The 15,038-nt window shown below is 73.3% G+C and carries 14 protein-coding genes; 5 read left to right on the top strand and 9 right to left on the bottom strand.

Translation table 11 applies throughout. The features are described from left to right. Together AB0P06_RS34350 and AB0P06_RS34355 are read right to left on the bottom strand one after the other, a co-directional pair. On the bottom strand, positions 1-628 hold a 628-nt coding region (locus AB0P06_RS34350; protein ID WP_363614466.1), incomplete at its 3' end, for a phospholipid carrier-dependent glycosyltransferase. 380 nt (positions 629-1,008) lie between these two features. Further along, the gene (locus AB0P06_RS34355; RefSeq protein WP_363614468.1) at positions 1,009-1,491 is read right to left on the bottom strand and encodes a MarR family transcriptional regulator; all 483 of its coding nucleotides are present in this window, start codon (positions 1,489-1,491) and stop codon (positions 1,009-1,011) included. A 97-nt stretch (positions 1,492-1,588) separates the two neighbouring features. Here AB0P06_RS34355 and AB0P06_RS34360 point away from each other — a divergent pair, with 97 nt between their 5' ends. Together AB0P06_RS34360 and AB0P06_RS34365 are read left to right on the top strand one after the other, a co-directional pair. Continuing rightward, on the top strand, positions 1,589-2,530 hold the full coding sequence (locus AB0P06_RS34360) for an ABC transporter ATP-binding protein (protein ID WP_363614470.1): 942 nt from the start codon (positions 1,589-1,591) through the stop codon (positions 2,528-2,530). Beyond that, positions 2,527-4,185 (top strand): ABC transporter permease, encoded by a 1,659-nt coding sequence (locus AB0P06_RS34365; protein WP_363614473.1) that lies wholly within the window; start codon positions 2,527-2,529, stop codon positions 4,183-4,185. Before AB0P06_RS34360 ends, AB0P06_RS34365 begins: the two co-directional genes overlap by 4 nt. Positions 4,186-4,279: 94 nt before the next feature. Here the strand turns inward: AB0P06_RS34365 and AB0P06_RS34370 are convergent, their stop codons facing one another. Next, positions 4,280-4,864: a TerD family protein gene (locus AB0P06_RS34370; RefSeq protein WP_363614475.1), complete on the bottom strand. Its 585-nt coding sequence runs from the start codon at positions 4,862-4,864 to the stop codon at positions 4,280-4,282. 144 nt (positions 4,865-5,008) lie between these two features. On the opposite strand from AB0P06_RS34370, the gene AB0P06_RS34375 reads away from it, so the two are divergent. Together AB0P06_RS34375 and AB0P06_RS34380 are read left to right on the top strand one after the other, a co-directional pair. After that, the gene (locus AB0P06_RS34375; RefSeq protein WP_363614478.1) at positions 5,009-6,400 is read left to right on the top strand and encodes an amidohydrolase; all 1,392 of its coding nucleotides are present in this window, start codon (positions 5,009-5,011) and stop codon (positions 6,398-6,400) included. Between the two features lie 208 nt (positions 6,401-6,608). Beyond that, complete coding sequence (locus AB0P06_RS34380) at positions 6,609-7,016, top strand: hypothetical protein (protein WP_363614480.1); 408 nt, start codon at positions 6,609-6,611, stop codon at positions 7,014-7,016. A 24-nt stretch (positions 7,017-7,040) separates the two neighbouring features. Here the strand turns inward: AB0P06_RS34380 and AB0P06_RS34385 are convergent, their stop codons facing one another. Next, the gene (locus tag AB0P06_RS34385) at positions 7,041-7,304 is read right to left on the bottom strand and encodes a TMEM175 family protein (RefSeq protein WP_363614482.1); all 264 of its coding nucleotides are present in this window, start codon (positions 7,302-7,304) and stop codon (positions 7,041-7,043) included. Between the two features lie 109 nt (positions 7,305-7,413). Further along, positions 7,414-8,067, bottom strand: coding sequence for a class I SAM-dependent methyltransferase (locus tag AB0P06_RS34390; RefSeq protein ID WP_363614484.1), 654 nt, complete (start codon positions 8,065-8,067; stop codon positions 7,414-7,416). Between the two features lie 391 nt (positions 8,068-8,458). Here AB0P06_RS34390 and AB0P06_RS34395 point away from each other — a divergent pair, with 391 nt between their 5' ends. Then, the gene (locus AB0P06_RS34395; RefSeq protein ID WP_363614486.1) at positions 8,459-10,774 is read left to right on the top strand and encodes a glycosyl hydrolase family 18 protein; all 2,316 of its coding nucleotides are present in this window, start codon (positions 8,459-8,461) and stop codon (positions 10,772-10,774) included. A gap of 127 nt (positions 10,775-10,901) precedes the next feature. Here the strand turns inward: AB0P06_RS34395 and yidD are convergent, their stop codons facing one another. The 4 genes from yidD to AB0P06_RS34415 form a co-directional block, all read right to left on the bottom strand. Beyond that, positions 10,902-11,477, bottom strand: coding sequence for a membrane protein insertion efficiency factor YidD (yidD, locus tag AB0P06_RS34400; protein ID WP_363614488.1), 576 nt, complete (start codon positions 11,475-11,477; stop codon positions 10,902-10,904). A 99-nt stretch (positions 11,478-11,576) separates the two neighbouring features. After that, positions 11,577-12,347 (bottom strand): hypothetical protein, encoded by a 771-nt coding sequence (locus AB0P06_RS34405; protein ID WP_363614490.1) that lies wholly within the window; start codon positions 12,345-12,347, stop codon positions 11,577-11,579. 157 nt (positions 12,348-12,504) lie between these two features. Then, positions 12,505-13,380 (bottom strand): hypothetical protein, encoded by an 876-nt coding sequence (locus AB0P06_RS34410; RefSeq protein WP_363614492.1) that lies wholly within the window; start codon positions 13,378-13,380, stop codon positions 12,505-12,507. Positions 13,381-13,529: 149 nt separating this feature from the next. Further along, positions 13,530-14,939 carry a family 2B encapsulin nanocompartment shell protein gene (locus AB0P06_RS34415; RefSeq protein WP_363614494.1) on the bottom strand — a complete coding sequence of 470 codons (1,410 nt, stop codon included), beginning with the start codon at positions 14,937-14,939 and terminating at the stop codon, positions 13,530-13,532. Between the last annotated feature and the right edge of the window lie 99 nt (positions 14,940-15,038).

Below are 15,038 nucleotides of genomic sequence, written 5' to 3' on the forward strand. Positions count from 1 at the left end.
ACCAGGCACGGCGCTTCACCGGGCCGTCGCTGAGCCAGCCGTGCATGCAGAGCAGCCAGGCCAGGATCAGCACCGGCAGGACGGTGTCCGACATGGCGAACTCGGAGTAGAAGATCACCGGCGGCAGCAGCGCGGTGACGCCGGCGAAGACGTACGCCAGCAGCCGGCGGAGGCCGAGGCGGCGCAGCGCCAGGAAGGCCAGCGGGAAGACCAGCGCGTTCAGCAGCGCGTTGATCCCCATCACCAGGTGGTAGGCCGTGACGGGGTCGTCGGCTATCCGCAGCGCCGGGGAGATCAGCAGCGGGTAGCCGCCGGGGATCACCACGCCGACCGGCATCTCGGTGGTCGGCCGGCCGGCCAGCACCCGGGCCAGGACGAGATAGGAGTCCTCGTCGGGGTGTACGGACGGGTAGTTCAGGTGCCGGACGAGCACCAGCCGGAAGAGCACCTCCACGGCGTAGCCGACGAGCAGCGCCGCCGGCCAGAACCAGCGGCGGCCCCGGGCCTGGTCGAACCGCCGCACCCCCCGGGCCACGAGGCCCACCGGTCGCGTCGCGCCGACCGGATCACTGTTCTCCCGGACGCCGTCCCGGCGTTCTTCGACGGTCTCTGTTGAAGTCTGCTGCACTGATCTCCGACTCTTCCCCTGATAGCCCGGCTCTGAGATGGATGCGGCAGGCCGGCCGGCCTGTCCGCGGCCCGCCCGGCAGCCCGGAGGGCTCGGCTCGGTCGGGCCGGGCGCGGTCGGCGCCGACGACTCGCACGCTGTGTTCGCTCGCTCCCTGCCACGCCGGTGGGCGGGCGGCGTCCGCCACCTGACCGCCCGGGCACGCAGCCGTGCCCGGGGCACCGGCGAGGGCGGTGCCCCGAAGCGGGGTCGGCTCTCGCATGAAGCGTCCTGTCACGCAGTCATATATATCGTTGATCTACATATAGCGTCCAGCCAATCCGGCGCCGAAGACGGAAGAACGCGGCGGCGACCCCGACCGCGGCCTTCCGCCGCGGGCCTCAGCCCGCCAGGGCGGCGCGGTGGGCGCGCCAGCGGTCCAGCAGACCGTCCAGCTCGCCGATCATGAACTCGAAGAACTCGGCGCTCTCGGCCAGCCGTTCACCGGCGACACTGTCCGGACCGAGCGTGGACTCACCGTCCCTCAGCACCCGCACCCAGCGCACCAGCAGTTCGTCACGCCGGGCCAGGGAGGCGAACCAGACGTCGTCGAACACCCGGTAGCGGTCGCGGCGCGAACCGGGCTCGCGCTCCTTGGAGACCAGGCCCGTCTGGCTGAGATAGCGCATCGCCCCGGAGACGGCCGCCGGGCTGATCCGCAGCCGCTCGGAGAGCTCGGCGGAGGTGAGCACGCCGCTGTCCTCGGCCATCAGGCAGGAGAAGACCCGGGCCGGCATCCGGGGAAACCCGGCCACCGTCAGCTCGGCCGCGAACCGCTCGACGAACTCCGAGACCGCCCCGGCGTCCCGCTCTTCCCGCTTCACCCGCACACCTTCCTCCAAGCGCCACATCCGCGTCCGCCCCGACTTTAGCGCCTTCCCAATATTCACGTTTTTCTGAAACTACGGTATCTTCAGGAGCATGACGAAGGCAATCGCCCTGTCCGGCCTCCGCAAGTCCTTCGGCCGGACCACCGCGCTGGACGGCCTCGACCTCACGGTCGAGACCGGCGAGGTGCACGGCTTCCTCGGGCCCAACGGCGCCGGGAAGTCCACCACCATCCGGGTGCTGCTGGGCCTGCTGCGGGCCGACGGCGGCACCGCCAGGCTGCTCGGCAAGGACCCGTGGAACGACGCCGTCGAGCTGCACCGCCGCCTCGCCTACGTCCCCGGCGACGTCGAACTCTGGCCGAACCTCACCGGCGGCGAGGCCATCGACCTGCTCGCCCGGCTGCACGGCAACCACGACCGCCGCCGCCGCGACGAACTGGTCGAACGCTTCGACCTCGACCCGGCCAAGAAGGGCCGCGCCTACTCCAAGGGCAACCGGCAGAAGGTCGCCATCGTCGCCGCGCTGGCCTCCGACGCCGAGCTGCTGCTGCTCGACGAGCCGACCGCGGGCCTCGACCCGCTGATGGAGGTCGTCTTCCAGGACGTCGTCCTCCAGGCCAAACGGCAGGGGCGGACCATCCTGCTCTCCAGCCACATCCTGGCCCAGGTGGAGAAGCTCGGCGACCGGGTCAGCATCATCCGCCGGGGCCGGGTGGTGCAGAGCGGCACCCTCGGCGAACTGCGCCACCTCACCCGGACCACCATCGAGGCCGAGACCCAGCGGCCGGTCACCGACCTGGCGGACCTGCCCGGCGTCCACGGCGTCCGCACCGACGGCAACCGGGTCCACTTCGCCGTGGACGGCGCCCGGTTGGACGCCGCCGTCCAGCGGCTCGGCGCGGCCGGACTGCGCAGCCTGGTCAGCCACCCGCCCACGCTGGAGGAGCTGATGCTGCGCCACTACGGCGACGAGCTGGCCGCGAACGGCCACCGCGGCACCGGCGACGAGCGCGACGGCGGGGCCCCGCGATGACCGCCACCACCGCCGCCTCCGCCGGCACGGCGGCCGGCCGCCCCCGGCCTCCCGGTGGCGTGCTGGCCGGCACCGGCGCGCTGCTCCGTTTCGACCTGCGGCGGGACCGCCTCCGCCTCCCGGCCTGGGTGCTCGGCCTGGGCCTGCTGACGCTCTCCACCGCGAACAGCCTCCACACCGTCTACCCGACCGCCGCCGACCGCGCCTCGATCGCCCGGGCCTCCGACAGCCCGGCGGTGCTCGCCCTGACCGGGCCCGCCCACTACCTGGGCGACTACACCTACGGCGCCATGCTCGGGCACCGGATGCTGGGTCTGATGACCGTCCTGGCCGGTCTGATGAGCATCCTGATCATCACCCGGCACACCCGGGCCGAGGAGGAGAGCGGCCGCGCCGAACTCGTCCGCTCCACCGCGGTCGGCCGCCACGCCCAGCTCACAGCCGCGCTCGCCACCGCCGCCGTCGCCAACCTCGCGCTCGCCCTGCTGCTCGCCGCCGGGCTGCCCGCCCTCGGCGTCCCCGGCATCACCGCCGGCGGCGCCCTGCTGTACGGAGCGGCACACGCCGCCGCCGGACTGCTGTTCGCCGCCGTGGCCGCCGTCGCCGTCCAGTTCACCGCGCACACCCGGACCGCCTCCGGCCTGGCCCTCGCCGTACTGGGCGCCGCCTACGCCCTGCGCGCGGCCGGGGACGCCGGTGGCAACGGACTGTCCTGGGCCTCCCCGGTCGGCTGGCTCCAGCGCACCTACGTCTTCGTCGACGACCGCTGGTGGCCGCTGCCGCCGGTGCTCGCCCTCGCCGCCACCACCGGCGCGGCGGCGTTCGCGCTCAGCACCCGGCGCGATGTCGGCGCCGGGCTGCGCGCCACCCGCCCCGGCCCGCCCGTCGGCAGCCCCGCGCTCGGCACCGCGCTCGGCTTCCCGCTGCGGCTCCACCGCGGCCTGCTGGGCGGCTTCGCGGTGGCGCTGGTGCTGCTCGGCGCGATGTACGGCTCACTGCTCGGCGGCGCCGACTCGATGCTGAAGGACGTCGAACAGCTCAGGGACGCCCTGGCGCGGCTCGGCGGCCATTCCCTCGCCGACTCCTTCGCCGCCATGACCATGCTGGTCGTCGCCGTGGTGGGCGCCGTCTACGCGGTGCTGGCCACGCTGCGCCCGCGCGCGGAGGAGGCCGCCGGGCGGGCCGAACCGGTGCTCGCCACCGGCCTCTCCCGCACCCGCTGGCTGGGCGGCCATCTGACGGTCGCGCTGCTCGGATCCACCGCGCTGATGCTGGCGACCGGTCTCGGCTTCGGCCTCGCGGGCGCGGTCTCCACCGGCGACGGGGGCGCGTTCCTACGGCTGACCGGCGCGGCCCTGGCGTTCGCGCCCGCCCAGTGGGTGACGGTGGGTTTCGCCGCGGCCGTGTACGGCTGGCTGCCCAGGGCCGCGCCGCTGGCCTGGCTCGTCCCGGCGTACGCCTTCGTGATCGGCTACCTCGGCCCGCTGCTGAAGCTGCCGGACGCGCTGAACCGGCTCTCGCCGTTCGGCCAGGTGCCCCGGCTCCCGGCGGCCGGGATGGACTGGACGCCGCTCGCCGCACTCACCCTGGTCGCGGCCGCCCTGCTCGCCCTCGGCCTGGCCGGGTTCAAGCGGCGCGACCTGGAACTCACCTGACCCACCCGGCTCACCCGGCCCACGGCGCCCGGGGCCGGTGAACAGCCCGCGGGGCCCGTCCGGTTCGTCCCGGACGGGCCCCGCGGCGTCGCCGTCACAGGTACTTGACCAGCTCCGGCATCAGGTCCTGGAAGGTACGGCCGCTGGCCGGCTGGCCGATCGCGGCCATCTGCCAACCGGCGGGCGTGCGCTGCACCTTGGCCATGATCTGGGCGGTGTACGGACCGCCGCCGGTCAGCGTGTAGCGGGCCAGCTCGGCGCCGGTCTGCTCGTCCACCAGGCGGCAGAAGGCGTTCTCGACCTCCTGGAAGGTCTGCCCGGTGAAGGAGTTGACGGTGAAGAGGATCTGGTCGACCACGGCCGGGACCTGGGTCAGGTCCACCGTGATCGACTCGTCGTCGGTGGCGTCGCCCGCGCCGCCGGTCAGGTTGTCGCCGCTGTGCCGCACCGAACCGTCGTTGCTGGTGAGGTGCTGGAAGAACACCACGTCCACCGGCTTGCCCTCGGAGAACAGCACGGCCGAGGCGTCCAGGTCGATCTCCTGCGAGGCCAGCAGCTTGGCGAAGAACCCCTTGCGCTGGACGGCCCGCCAGCCGAGACCCATCCGCACCACGCCCAACCGACCACCGCCCGGCTTCTCCAGGCTCAGCTTCTGCCCCTTGGCCAGCGAAACGCTCATCGCGCCCTCCTCGTTCCTCCGCCTGCGCACCCTGAATCTACAGCACTGTAGAGCGGCCGGGTCCGCACGAGTCGCCTCTGGGAAACCCCGTACCCCGCTTCTACGATCATCACCACACGATCCTGGCACCGGGAGGGGTACGCGATGACCGACACGCACCACGACACGGACCGCGCCACGTCCGACAGCACCACCGGCACCACCGGCAGCACCGGCAGCACGGCCGACGGCCCACCCGCCGCCGCACCCGTCGACCCGCTCCACGCCGAACTGGACCGCCGCGCGGCCGAGATCGCCGACCAGGTGATCCGCTGGCGCCGCCATCTGCACGCCCACCCCGAGCTCCCCAACCGCGAGGCCGGCACCGCCGCGCTGATCGCCGACCACCTGCGCGCGCTCGGCCTGGACGAGGTGCGCACCGGCATCGCCGGCCACGGCGTGGTCGGCGTGCTGCGCGGCGGCCGCCCGGGTACGAGGGTGATCGCGCTGCGCGCCGACACCGACGCGCTGCCGGTGCCGGACCGCTGCGGCACCGACTTCGCCTCCACGGTCGTGGACGCCGACTACCCTGGCGGCCCGTTCCCCGTCTCGCACGCCTGCGGCCACGACTGCCACGTCGCGATCCTGCTGGGCGCGGCCACCGTCCTGGCCGGCGTCCGGGGGGAGCTTCCGGGCACGGTGCTGTTCGTCTTCCAGCCCGCCGAGGAGGGCCCGCCGGTGGACGAGCCGGGCGGGGCGCGCGTGATGCTCGCCGAGGGTGCGCTCGCCGACCCCGCGCCGTCCATGGTGTTCGGCCTGCACGTCACATCGGACCCGAAGGGGCACGTCGGCTACCACGCGGGCTACCAGCTGAGCGCCTCCCGGCTGGTCCGGATCGTGATCACCGGCCGGCAGACGCACGGGTCCTCGCCCTGGCGGGGCGAGGACCCGATGCCCGCCGCCGGGGCCGTGCTCACCGGGATCGGCCAGCTCTACCGGCAGCGCTCGGCCTACGACCCGGTCGCGGTCACCATCGGGCACCTGGAGGACGTCGGCCGGTTCAACATCATCGGCGAGCAGGTCACCCTCTGGGGCACCATCCGGTGCGCCGTCGAGTCGGAGATGGCCGAGGTGGAGAAGCGCCTGGCGACGCTGGCCGAGCACACCGCCCTGGCGTACAACTGCACGGCGCGGGTGGACTATCTCCAGCCGGTACCCGCCCTGCACAACCGGCCGGAGTGGGTGGCGGCGGCGCTGCCGACCTTCCGTCGGGTGGTGGGCGCGGACCGGGTCGCCGAGGTGCAGCCCTCGCTCGGGTACGACGACGTCTCGGAGTTCGTCAACGCGTTCGGCGGGCTGTACGTGATGCTCGGCGTGCAGGACACCGAGCGCACCGCCGAGGGCACGGTCGTCCCGGTGCCGGGCGGGCGCGGGGTGGCGGTCAACCACAACCCGCACTTCTACGCCGACGACGACACTCTGGTCACCGGTGTCCGGCTGCACGTCAACGTCGCCTGGGACCACCTCACGGGTGCGCTGGAGCCCGCCGGGGACTGACCCGGCGGGGCTGGACCGGGAACCGGGGGCGGGCCCCGGTTCCTGGTTCCCGGTTCCCGGTTCAGCCCCCGGCCTGCCGCCAGGCACCGAACCCTGCTCCCCCGCCGTTGGCCGGCGGCCGGTTCCCGGCGGGCGCGCCAGGGACTACGCCCGGAGCTCTCTCGTTCCGCCCTCGCTTGCCCCTTCGGGCGGATGCGAGGATGCGGGAATGTACAGGTATCTGACCGTTCGCTCGGACTGTCGCTACAGCGAGAGCACCCCGGCGTCTGTGCTGGTGGAGTGCCTGGACTCGGTGCCCGGCCTTCGGAGGACCGACCTCGCCTTCTACGAGGCCGAGGGTGGCCCTGACTGGCTCCATGTGACCCTCGCCGCGTGCGACAGCACCGGTAGCTACGCCGTCCACGAGGGCACGGTGCCCCAGCGGGTCAACGTGGTGGAGCTGATCTGCTCCTCGGGCGGCGGCCCCCCGGCCTACGAAGCCGCACAGGCACTGGCGGCGAGGATGGCCGCTCTGCTCGGCTGGGAGGTGGCGGACCCCGAGAGCGACGAAGTCCTGCACACAGGGCGCCGGTCGGCGACCTCCGGCGGAGACCGCCGCTGGAACTCCGGCGCGTGAGAACGGAGGGCCCGCAGAGCAGCTTCAGGTGATCCACGGACAGGGCTGAAGAGCTCCCGGCAGGCAGGAATTGCGTGGCGGCAGTCGCAGGATCCGGCGGTGGTCACGCCAGTGGCCGGCGAGGATGGCGAAGCTCGGCGCGCAGGCTCCGAGCTGCGGCAGTGCGTCGTGCACGGCGTTGCGGAACCCGGCCGCGTCCAGTCCGGTGGGGACCTTGATGCCGAGCACCAGCGGTGTCAGGGCGATCAGCCGGTGCGGGCTCTTCTCGTCGGATCTCCCGTTGCTCACCCGGCCCAGCGTCGTCCGGCCCCGCCGCAGGGCCCCCGTTGCGCCGACGGTGGGCGCGCCCACCGGGCCGGGCCCGGGGCGCTGTCGCCGGTCGGCCAGGATGCGCCCGCTACCCGCGCTCCAGCCGGACCAGGGCGTCGACGGCCTCGGCGGCCACCGGGTGGACCGGGTCTGCGTCGGGTGTCCGCCGGTGACCGGCTTCGGCGGTCACCGGGCGGCGGACGCGTTCCGCCCGGACGGTGCGCAGGCCGGTGGACGCGAGGTCGGCGAGCACGTCGTCCGGGGTGAACAGGACGCGCGGGTCCTGCGGGCCGCCGATGCCCTCGGTGAGGTTGGTGGTGTCGTGGCCGACCACCAGCAGGGTGCCGCCGGGGGCGAGCGCGGCGGCGGCGCGGCGCAGCGCCGCCCGGCGTTCGGCGGCCGGCAGGTGGAGGTAGGCGACCAGGACCAGGTCGTAGCCGTCGGCCGGGAGTTCGAAGGTGCGGGCGTCGCCGTGCCGCCAGGTGAGCCGGTCGGCGACCTCGTCGGGCAGGGCGGCGGTGAGCCGTTCGGCCCGTTCGACGGCGACCGCGGAGTAGTCGAGGCCGGTGACCTGCCAGCCCTGGCGGGCCAGCCAGATGCTGTTGCGGCCCTCCCCGGCGGCGACGTCCAGGGCGCGGCCGGGGGTGTGCCCGGTCAGTTCGCGGACCACCCAGCGGTTGGGTTCGGCGCCCCAGACCAGCTCGCTCGCGGCGTACCGGTCGTCCCAGTCCTGGCTGTCCATGGCTCGTCCTTCGTTCGGCGGGTCCGCTTCGTACGGTCACGGTACTGGCGGCGGGCCGGGGAACCCCCGCACGCCGCCGGGACCGCCGACGCTCCGTCGCGGCGCCGGGGCGGTCGGCCCGATCCGGAGGTCCGTCCCGGGGACAGCTCCGGAGGTCCGTCCTGGAGTCCGCCAACCATCCATCGGGCGGGCACCCTTGACGGCGAATATTGGTCCAGTCCAATCTGTGATGTCGTGACACGGTGGCCTCCGGGCCGGCCGTGCCGCGGCACCGTACGCCCAGTTCGTGTCACCCGTCCCCGCGCGCCCCCACAGCGCTCGGTTCGGCTCCCCTGCGGCCCGCCCCGGGCCGTCGCACCGCCGGAAACCCCACTCATCCGGAGGACATCGCATGCACGACAGAGTCCTGCCCGCACGCCCTGCCACCCGCCGGTCCACCGCGCCCCGCCGGCGCGCCACCGCGCTGGCCCTCGCGGCCACCCTCACCACCGGCAGCACCGCCCTCGCCCTGTCGCTCAACACGGCCTCGGCCGCCGCGGTCAACCTGCTGACCAACGCCGACTTCGAGACCGGCACCCTGGCCGGCTGGACCTGCGCCAACGGGTCGGCCGTCACCACCCCGGTGCACGGCGGGAGTTACGCGCTCAGCGCCGCCGCCTCCGCCTCCGACACCGCGCAGTGCCAGCAGACGGTCACCGTCCAGCCCAACACCACGTACACCCTGGCCGGCTGGGTCCAGGGCAGCTACGTCTACCTCGGCGCGACCGGCACCGGCGTCAACGCCTCCACCTGGGCGCCCAACGCGACCGGCTGGACGCAGCTGAGCACCACCTTCACCACCGGTGCGAGCACCACCTCGGTGACGGTCTTCACCCACGGCTGGTACGGCACCGGCACCTACCGCGCGGACGACCTCAGCCTGACCGGCCCGGGCGGGCCGACCAGCAGCACCAGCCCCACCGCGTCCAGCAGCCCGACGGCGTCGAGCAGTCCGACCTCGTCCAGCAGCCCGACCGCGTCGAACAGCCCGACGGCCTCCAACAGCCCGACCGGCAGCGCCAGCCCCACCGCGACCGCCACGGCCACCGGCCCGGCCGGCGACGGCAAGGTGACCACGCCCACCGGGGTGACCGTCAGCAAGGTCACCAGCAACGCCGTGGTGCTCAGCTGGCAGCCGTCCACCCTGACCAGCGGCGACGGCCCGGTCTCCTACAAGGTGTACTCCGGCGGCCAGTTGGTGGCGACCTCGATGGGCACCTCGGTGGCCGTCAGCTCGCTGCTGCCCGGCACCGCCTACACCTTCAGCGTCCAGGGCTACTCCGGCACCCACGGCTCCGCCCAGTCCTCGCCGGTGAGCACCACCACCTCCGCCGCGCCCGCGGCGAGCCCGTTCCGGTCGGCCTACTTCGACCAGTGGGGCATCTACGAGAACGCGTACTACCCGAAGAACGTCGACACCAGCGGCGCCGCGAGCAAGCTCGACGTCATCAACTACGCCTTCGCCAACATCCACCCCACCTCGCACACCTGCTTCCAGGCGGTGAAGGCCTCCGACTCGGGCAACGAGAACAACCCCAACGCCGGTGACGGCGCGGGCGACGCCTACGCGGACTACCAGGACAGCTACACCGGCGCCAACAGCGTGGACGGCACCACCGACACCTGGGAGCAGCCGCTCAAGGGCAACTTCAACCAGCTGCGCCAGCTGAAGGCCAAGTACCCGAACCTGCGGTTCACCATCTCGATCGGCGGCTGGACGTACTCCAAGTACTTCTCGGACGCGGCCGCGACCGACGCCTCCCGCAAGGCCTTCGTCTCCTCCTGCGTCGACATGTTCCTCAAGGGGAACCTGCCGACCAACATCGCCGGTGACGCCTCGGGCGGGCAGGCCTCGGCGGCCGGCCTCTTCGACGGCGTGGACCTCGACTGGGAGTACCCGGGCTCGGCCGGCGGTCACACCGGCAACCACTACTCCCCCGCCGACAAGCAGAACTTCACCCTGCTGCTGAAGGAGTTCCGCACCCAGCTGGACGCCCTCGGCTCCGCGCAGGGCAAGCACTTCCTGCTGACGGCGGCGCTGCCGAGCGGCCAGGACAAGATCGCGCTGCTGGAGACCGACAAGATCGGCGCGTACCTGGACTACGCCGACATCATGACCTACGACATGCACGGCGCCTGGGACGCCAAGGGCCCGACCAACCACCAGGACCCGCTGCACGACAGCCCGGCCGACCCGACCACGCCGATCACCCCGGGCACCCGCAAGTACAACGTGGACACCACGCTCGCCGCGTACACCACCGGCCTGCCGGAGTACGGCATCACCGGCGGGTTCCCGGCGAACAAGCTGGTGCTGGGCATCCCGTTCTACTGGCGCGGCTGGACGGGCGTCCCGGCCGGCTCCAACTACGGCCTCTACCAGAGCGCGACCGGCCCGACCGCGGCCAAGCCGCTGAGCCAGGAGGCCGGTCTGGCCGCCTGGAAGGAGCTGACCCCCACCGCGGCCAACACCCACTGGGACCCGGTGACCGAGACCTCGTGGGTCTACGACGGCACCAACTTCTGGACGGGTGACACCCCGCAGGCCATCCAGGCGCGCGGGGCGTACGCCAAGAGCAAGGGCCTGGCCGGCATGTTCGCCTTCTCCCTGGAGAACGACGACGCCTCCGGCACCCTGCTCAACGCGATGAACAGCAGCCTGCACTGACGCACCGTCAGTGAACGGCCAGGGGCCGCGCGGATCGAGGTGATCCGCGCGGCCCCCGCGTGTGTCCGGCGTGGTGTCCGGCGTGTGTGCCCGGCGGGGGTGTCCGGGCGTGGGTGTCCGCCCGCCGCTACCGCTTCCGCGGCACCGGGTCCGCTCCACCGCGCGGGGTCGCGCCCGGACGGCAGCGCAGCAGCCGGCCGACGGTCAGCCGGGCGCCGCGCAGCGCACCGTGCCGGTGCAGCGCCTGGACGGCGTAGGTCGAGCAGGACGGCGTGTAGGGGCAGCAGGCCGGGCGCTTCGGGCTGATCTCGGTCCGGTAGTACCGCACCGCCCCGTACAGCGCGCCCGCCGCGAAGCCCTCGGGAACGGGCGCCGCCCGGTCCGCACCGGTCTCCGGGCCCGCACCGCCCGCCGCGCCCGGCCGCCGTCCGGCGCGAACGCCGGCGAGGGCGAACCGGACGCCCGCGGCCATCATCACCGGGACGAGGGCGATCAGACAGGGGTCGGCGAGGTCGCAGCAGTCGCAGGCGTCCAGGCAGTCGTTGTCGCGCTTCTTCGGCTTGCCGTTGCGGCGCCGGTACTCCTCCCAGGCCCGCCGCTGCTCCCGCCGTCGGAGGCGCTCCGACTCGGGCAGCCACCACCAGGCCCGCTGGGGGCGCTGCGGCGGGAACGAGACGCCGGGGCCGGGCTGCTGGTAGGACACGACGGATGATCCCTTCGGTGCTTCCGCCGGGGCCGACCCCCAACGACCCGGTCAGATTATCCGAGGGCGCGGGCGGCTACGCAGCCGCCCGAACAGCGGTCAGCCGCCGCCGCCCAGGGTCGGGAAGAGGTCGGTGAACGGCTGGGTGGTCACCGAGACGCTGCGGCCGAACGGGTCGTCGAAGTCCCAGATCAGGAAGAGCAGAAAGGCGATCAACGCGCTGAACGCACCCGCCAGGACCAACTCCCTGGCCGAACGCCGGATCTGGAGCGCGAACACCATGCCGACGGTGACCAGCGCCCCGACGATCAGGCCGAACCAGACCACGCCCGGCATGGTCGGACCGGCGTTCTGGCCACGGGCGTTGCGGGCCTCGTCGACGGCGCTGATCCGGTCCATGATCGGCTGGTAGGCCTGGGACTCCAGGTCGCTCTCGGGGGCGTGGGTGGCGACGTCCGCCCGCAGCATGTCCAGCAGTTCGGTGCCCCGGTCGGAGATCTCGCCGTGCTCGCGCATGTACGTCCACTCGACGTCCACCACGTACGAGACATAGGCGTCCACGTCGGCCCGGACCTTGTCGCGGAACTCGACCGGGTAGACCTGCGCCCGCTCGCTCACCTCGTGCAGCGACTGCGCCTCGCGCAGCGCGTCGTCCTGGGCGGCGCCGCGCGCCTCCCAGACGCCCGCGATGGCGAGGCCGAGCACGATCGCGTAGACCACGCCGATCATCATCGTCATGTACTCGATGACGTCCGGCGTCTCGTCGGAGCTGTCGCCCTCGCGCACCCTGCGGTGCCTCAGCAGCACCACCGCCACCACGACGGCGCAGGCCGCCGACATGGCGATGGCCAGCGCCAACCACTCGGACATGGGAACTCCCTTCCTGCTTCTTGGGGGTGGATCTCTCGTCGTGGCCGGGGGCCCGCCCACGGGCGGGCGGACCCGGCTTCGGGACCGGCCGCCCCAGCGGCAACCGGCCTCGGCAGTGGCCGACTTCAGGAGCTGCCGACCTCAGGGGAAGCCCGCCTCAGGACCGGCCGGAGCCGCCGCGTCCGGACCCGCCGCGCGGGCGCAGGACCGCTGCCGCGAGCACGGCCGGCACGGTGACCAGCAGCATCGTCCGGGTGGGCGACGTGCCGTGCCGACGCTCCGGGGCGGGCGGGGGCGGGGGCGGGGCCGGCGGCAGCCGGAGCGGCTTCGCGGCGGGTGTCGCCCGCACCGGGCTGGGGGCCGCCGGGCTCGGCGCGACGGTCGGCGCCGGCGGTTCGGGCGGCGCGGGCGGTTTGGGCGCGGGAGCCGGGGGCGGTACGGCCGGCCGTACGTCCGGCGTCGGCGCGGGTTTGGGCTCCGGCCGGGGCGACGCGGGCGGCGGGGTGGGTGCGGACGTGGGTGTGGGCGCGGGCGGCGGCACCGGCACGGGGGGCGGCGTCGGAGTCGGGGTCGGCGTGAAGCTGGGTGTCGGCGTCGGCGTCACAGTCGGCTTCGGCGTCGGCGTGGGCGTGGGCGTGGGGCTGGGCGTCACAGTCGGCGTCGGGCTCGGACACGGGTGGTGGTGGTGTCCGCCGGAGTGGTCGGGCTTGGGGTGGTGCGGCTGCGGATGGTGCAGGACCCCGGAGAGGTCGACGGAGACGCCCACCTCCACGTCGACGTCCACCTCGACACCCACGCCGCCCTTGCCGACCGAAACCGAGACGTCCGTCCCGGCGGAGACACAGGTCTCGACGACGACCGGACCGTGCGGGCGCCCCCCGCCGTGGTGCCCGGCGGGCCGGGCGGCGGCCGCGCCGCTCAGCAGCGCGCAGAGCGCGGCCACCCCGGCCGCCGCCCCGGCCACCCGGACTCCGCGCCCGGGAGCGCCGACGGCAGCGCCGCCGCTCCTCGCGAAGGTCAGCTCTCGGGTCACGGCTGACCGTCCATCGGTATCCGTCGGCTGCTGGGGCTGCGGCATGGGCTCCCTACACCTCTCGCGTTCTCAGGAGGGTCGGCCGGTACGGGGAGAGCCGACGCCGGACGGCCCGCCTCCGGGGGCGGGCCGTCCGGGCGCGGCCTCGCTCAGGCGCGGCCGTGCGCGATCTCGACGTTCTCCAGCACGCCGACGGCGTCGGGCACCAGGATCGCGGCCGAGTAGTAGGCGCTGACCAGGTAGGAGATGATCGCCTTCTCGCTGATCCCCATGAAGCGGACCGAGAGGCTCGGCTGGTACTCGTCCGGGATCCCGGTCTGGTGCAGGCCGATGACGCCCTGGTTGTCCTCGCCCGTCCGGATCACCAGGATCGAGCTGGTGTTCTCCTTGGTGATCGGGATCTTGTTGCACGGCAGGATCGGCACCCCGCGCCACGCCGGCACCTGCTGCCCGCCGAGGTCGACATGGTGGGGGTAGAGCCCGCGCGAGTTCAGCTCACGGCCGATGGCGGCGATGGTGCGCGGGTGGGCGAGCAGGTAGTCAGGGTCACGGCGGCGGTTGAGCAGCTCGTCGAGGTCGTCCGGGGTGGGCGGACCGGAGTGGGTCTGGATCCGCTGGTCGAAGTCGGCGTTGTTGAGCAGGCCGAACTCCGGGTTGTTGACGATCTCGTGCTCCTGGCGCTCGCGCAGCGCCTCGATGGTCAGCCGGAGCTGGTGCTCGATCTGGTTCATCGGCTGGTTGTAGAGGTCGGCGACCCTGGTGTGCACCTTGAGCACGGTCTGCGCGACGCTCAGCTCGTACTCGCGCGGCTTCAGCTCGTAGTCCACGAAGGCGCCTGGCAGCTCGTACTCGCCGTGGTGGCCCGCCGACAGCGCGATCTCGGCCTCGCCGCGCTCGTTCTGGGCCTGCTGCGGCAGGGTCAGGAACTCACGCAGGTGCTCCTGGAGCGCCGTGGAGCCGTCCCGAACGGTCTGGAACTGCCGCCGGGGCAGCGAGAGGACGGTACCGGCGGTGACGGTCTTGGCGGTGAACTCCCAGACGGCGTCCGGGTCGAGCACCGCGGTCTCGCCGAAGCGGTCGCCGTCACCGAGGACGCCGACCACGGTGTCGTCGCCGTACTTGCCGGTGCCGATCTTGTTGATCTTGCCGTGGGCGATGAGGTAGATCCGGTCGGCCGGCGCGCCCGCCTCGGCGAGCACCTCGCCCGGCCCGAAGTCCCGCTGCTCGCAGCGGTCGGCGAGGGCGGTCAGCACCTCGTCGTCCTCGAAGCCGCGCAGCAGGGCGAGTTCACCCAGCTCGCGCGGGATGACCCGGACCTCGGAACCGGTCTTGATGAACTCGATCCGGCCGTCACCGACGGTGTAGGTGAGCCGCCGGTTCACCCGGTAGGCACCACCCGCGGCCTGCACCCAGGGCAGCACCTTGAGCAGCCAGCGGGAGGTGATCTCCTGCATCTGGGGTGCGGACTTGGTGGTGGTGGCGAGGTTGCGGGCAGCGGCCGTGGCGAGGCTCGACTGCTGCGGCACCTGCTGTGACTCCGAGCTGGTGTCCACCGGCATCGGCAGGGTTCTCCTTCATCTGGTCAGGTCGCGCCGGACCCGCCCCGGCGCGAGCCGCGACGTGTCGTCACATATGCGTGGATAATGGGAAGTTGGCGA

It is taken from the genome of Kitasatospora sp. NPDC088351 (assembly GCF_040685575.1).
Lineage (GTDB): Bacteria > Actinomycetota > Actinomycetes > Streptomycetales > Streptomycetaceae > Kitasatospora.

Coding starts and splice junctions, on each gene's coding strand:
- AB0P06_RS34380 (WP_363614480.1), top strand. CDS start 6,609: ATGTACAGGTATCTGACCGTTCGCTCGGACTGTCGCTACAGCGAGAGC.
- AB0P06_RS34375 (WP_363614478.1), top strand. CDS start 5,009: ATGACCGACACGCACCACGACACGGACCGCGCCACGTCCGACAGCACC.
- AB0P06_RS34370 (WP_363614475.1), bottom strand. CDS start 4,864: ATGAGCGTTTCGCTGGCCAAGGGGCAGAAGCTGAGCCTGGAGAAGCCG.
- AB0P06_RS34395 (WP_363614486.1), top strand. CDS start 8,459: ATGCACGACAGAGTCCTGCCCGCACGCCCTGCCACCCGCCGGTCCACC.
- AB0P06_RS34415 (WP_363614494.1), bottom strand. CDS start 14,939: ATGCCGGTGGACACCAGCTCGGAGTCACAGCAGGTGCCGCAGCAGTCG.
- AB0P06_RS34365 (WP_363614473.1), top strand. CDS start 2,527: ATGACCGCCACCACCGCCGCCTCCGCCGGCACGGCGGCCGGCCGCCCC.
- AB0P06_RS34390 (WP_363614484.1), bottom strand. CDS start 8,067: ATGGACAGCCAGGACTGGGACGACCGGTACGCCGCGAGCGAGCTGGTC.
- AB0P06_RS34360 (WP_363614470.1), top strand. CDS start 1,589: ATGACGAAGGCAATCGCCCTGTCCGGCCTCCGCAAGTCCTTCGGCCGG.
- AB0P06_RS34405 (WP_363614490.1), bottom strand. CDS start 12,347: ATGTCCGAGTGGTTGGCGCTGGCCATCGCCATGTCGGCGGCCTGCGCC.